Origin of the sequence: Pseudomonas edaphica (genome assembly GCF_005863185.1) — a bacterium.
Lineage (GTDB): Bacteria > Pseudomonadota > Gammaproteobacteria > Pseudomonadales > Pseudomonadaceae > Aquipseudomonas > Aquipseudomonas edaphica.
On record NZ_VBVZ01000692.1, the window covers coordinates 1 to 3,052 of the forward strand.

The following is a 3,052-nucleotide window of genomic DNA, read 5'->3' on the forward strand; positions in this document are numbered from 1 at the left end:
TCCCAAAGCGATGGGCAACGACATGACCGCCTACTGCGGCGACACCGCACTCACCGGCAATATCGCTGCCCAGCGCGCGTTGGAGGCCGCCGACCTGATCGTCGACACCATGATGCTGCTGCACTCGCCGGAGCAGGAGCAGATCCTCAAGACCGGCACGCGTATCCTGCTGGCGGTGGAACCGCCGGAAGTGCTGGCGCGCATGCTGCCCACCGAAGCCGACAAGGGGCGTGTGCTGGCGGCCGAGCAGTTGCTGAAGAAGGCGCGCTCGATCCACGTCAAGTCCCGCGCGGGCAGTGATTTCCGTGCAGCGCTGGGCCAATACCCGTCGGTCACCGAGTACGGTTTTGCCGACGAGCCTGGGCGCTGGGACCACTGGCCGAGTGGTTTCCTGTTCTCCTGGCCCAACGAAGAAACCGCCGAAGGTGTGCTGGTGCTGGATATCGGTGACATCCTGCTGCCGTTCAAGACCTACACCCGCGAGAAGATCACCCTGGAGATCGAGAAGGGCTTTATCACCAAGATCCACGGCGGTTTCGAGGCCGAGTACCTGCGCGATTACATGAAGTATTTCAATGACCCGGAGGTGTACGGCATCTCCCATATCGGCTGGGGCTTGCAGCCAAAGGCGCAGTGGACGGCCATGGGCTTGCACGACAAAAACGATGGCATGTGCATGGATGCGCGGGCGTTCTACGGCAACTTCCTGTTCTCCACCGGGCCGAATACCGAAGTGGGCGGCACGCGCAAGACGCCATGCCATATGGATATTCCGCTGCGTAATTGTGATGTGTACCTGGATGATGAGGCGGTGGTGATCGGCGGCGATGTCGTTGCACCGCAAGCGTCCCTGGCACGCTGAGTTTTCAAGTGTGGGAGCTGGCTTGCCTGCGATAACGGTCTGGCAGGCACATCACGGCTGGCTGATCCGGCGCTATCGCAGGCAAGCCAGCTCCCACAGTTTGAGCGTGCACCTTTAGTTTGAGGCTTGAGTCCGTTCACTATCCCCGCCATCATGCCGACCATCGCTAATCACTCACCGAGCCACGCCGTGCCTGATTCCTACGTTTTCTCTGAACAAGTTGGCCACCTGCTGCGCAAGGCCTACCAGCGCCACCTGGCGATTTTTCAGCAGAATGTCGGCGACTCACAACTCACCGCCGTGCAGTTCGTCACCCTGTGTGCGCTGCGCGATCACGGTGCAAGTTCCCTCACCGAACTGGTCAAGGCCACGGCCGTCGACCAGGCGACCATTCGCGGTATCGTCGAGCGGCTCAAGGCCAAGGCGCTGATTACCCTGGAACCAGATCCCCAGGACAAGCGCAAGGTGGTGGTTGACCTGTCGCCAGCCGGCGCCGAACTGGTCGCGCAAACCGCGCCGCGCGCCGCGCAGATCAGCGAGCTGACCATGAGCAACCTCAACCCCGCCGAGCGCGTGGCGGTGCTGTTTCTGCTGCGCAAGATGATCGACGACCCGCAGGAATAAACCGGCGCTGGCATCGTTTTTGCTCTGAGTTCATGTAGTAGTCACTTCACGTGCCAAGTGTGTCGCGAGGCCCCAACTCCGCGGCGCTTTTTTTTGGCTGTTTCGTGTAGTGATTGCTTCATCAACTGATACAGGCGAAGCGAATGATCAGCCCACCCATCACCGTTGCCCTCAAGGTCAACGGCCACATCCGCGAAGTCAGTGCGATGGCGGATACGCCGCTGCTGCTGGTGTTGCGCAATGACTTGCAGCTTAACGGCCCCAAGTACGGCTGCGGCCTGGGCGAGTGCGGTGCGTGCACCGTGATCATCGATGGTGTGGCGGCGCGCTCGTGCGTGTTTCCGCTGGCGGGTGCAACCGGGCGCGAGATTGTCACCCTTGAAGGGCTCGGCACACGCCAGGCGCCGCACCCCGTGCAGCAAGCCTTTATCGAGGAGCAGGCGGCACAATGCGGTTATTGCCTCAACGGCATGATCATGACGGCCAAGGCGTTGCTCGACCGCAACCCCAACCCCAGCGAAGCCCAGGTGCGCAATGAGTTGTCGGGCAACCTGTGCCGCTGCGGCACCCATATCGAAATCCTGCGCGCCGTACTGCGTGCAGCGCACCTCTTGAGCGTGGAAGGCCGACCATGACTGATATTTCCCGTGACCAATGGCTGGCCAAGTCGGGCGTCTTATTGATTGTCGATGATGTACTGCCACCTTCAGGCCCGGTGGCCAAGGGCGGCACACCGACCGTGAAACCCAAGGAACTGGGGTTGTTCATTGCGGTAAACGATGACGGCCTGGTGTATGCCTTTAACGGCCATGTGGACCTGGGCACCGGCATTCGCACGTCGCTGGCGCAGATTGTGGCCGAAGAGCTGGACCTGAGCATGGAGCAGGTCAAGATGGTTCTGGGCGATACCGAGCGTGCGCCCAACCAGGGTGCAACCATCGCCAGCGCGACCTTGCAGATTTCGGCGATCCCGCTGCGCAACGCGGCCGCCGAAGCACGGCGCTTTTTGCTCGCGCGCGCAGCGGGACGCTGGGGCGTGAGCACGGGCAGCCTCAAGGTTGAAGCCGGGGTTGTCCACGCTGCCGACGGGCGCACCACGACCTACGCAGAGTTGGTCAGCGGCCAACATGACCAGTTGCGCATCAGCGGTGACGCGCCGTTAAAACCTGTTGCGGATTACCGTCTGGTCGGCAAGGGCGCCGCGCGCGTGGATATTCCCGGCAAGGCGACCGGCGAGTTGACCTATGTGCACGACATGCGCGTGCCGGACATGCTCCATGGTCGCGTGGTACGCCCGCCGTATGCGGGGTTCGACAGCGGTGAGTTTGTCGGCAACAGTTTGTTGAGTGTGGATGAAGCATCCATCGCGCATATCCCCGGCATTGTCGCGGTGGTGGTGATTCGCGATTTTGTCGGTGTAGTGGCGATGCGCGAAGAACAGGCAATCAAGGCCGCCCACGAACTTCAGGTGCACTGGAAACCGTGGAACAACGCCTTGCCGGACATGAGCGATGTCGAGCAGGCCATCCGCGACAACCCACGGGTACGCCGCACGGTGCTCGATCA

General features: G+C 61.8%; 4 protein-coding genes. All 4 read left to right on the forward strand.

The genetic code is table 11. The features are described from left to right. The coding region (locus FEM54_RS29070) for a 2,5-dihydroxypyridine 5,6-dioxygenase (RefSeq protein ID WP_138453909.1) at positions 1-862 on the forward strand (862 nt) is incomplete at its 5' end. A gap of 189 nt (positions 863-1,051) precedes the next feature. Then, positions 1,052-1,486 (forward strand): MarR family winged helix-turn-helix transcriptional regulator, encoded by a 435-nt coding sequence (locus FEM54_RS29075; RefSeq protein WP_026013564.1) that lies wholly within the window; start codon positions 1,052-1,054, stop codon positions 1,484-1,486. Between the two features lie 143 nt (positions 1,487-1,629). Further along, complete coding sequence (locus FEM54_RS29080) at positions 1,630-2,121, forward strand: (2Fe-2S)-binding protein (RefSeq protein ID WP_017135477.1); 492 nt, start codon at positions 1,630-1,632, stop codon at positions 2,119-2,121. Further along, positions 2,118-3,052, forward strand: a 935-nt coding sequence (locus tag FEM54_RS29085) for a molybdopterin cofactor-binding domain-containing protein (RefSeq protein ID WP_171045932.1), incomplete at its 3' end; no start/stop codon positions are given. The genes FEM54_RS29080 and FEM54_RS29085, both read left to right, overlap by 4 nt.

What these genes read in the sequence shown, in the direction of transcription:
- FEM54_RS29080 (WP_017135477.1), top strand. Translation starts at nt 1,630, where the DNA reads ATGATCAGCCCACCCATCACCGTTGCCCTCAAGGTCAACGGCCACATC.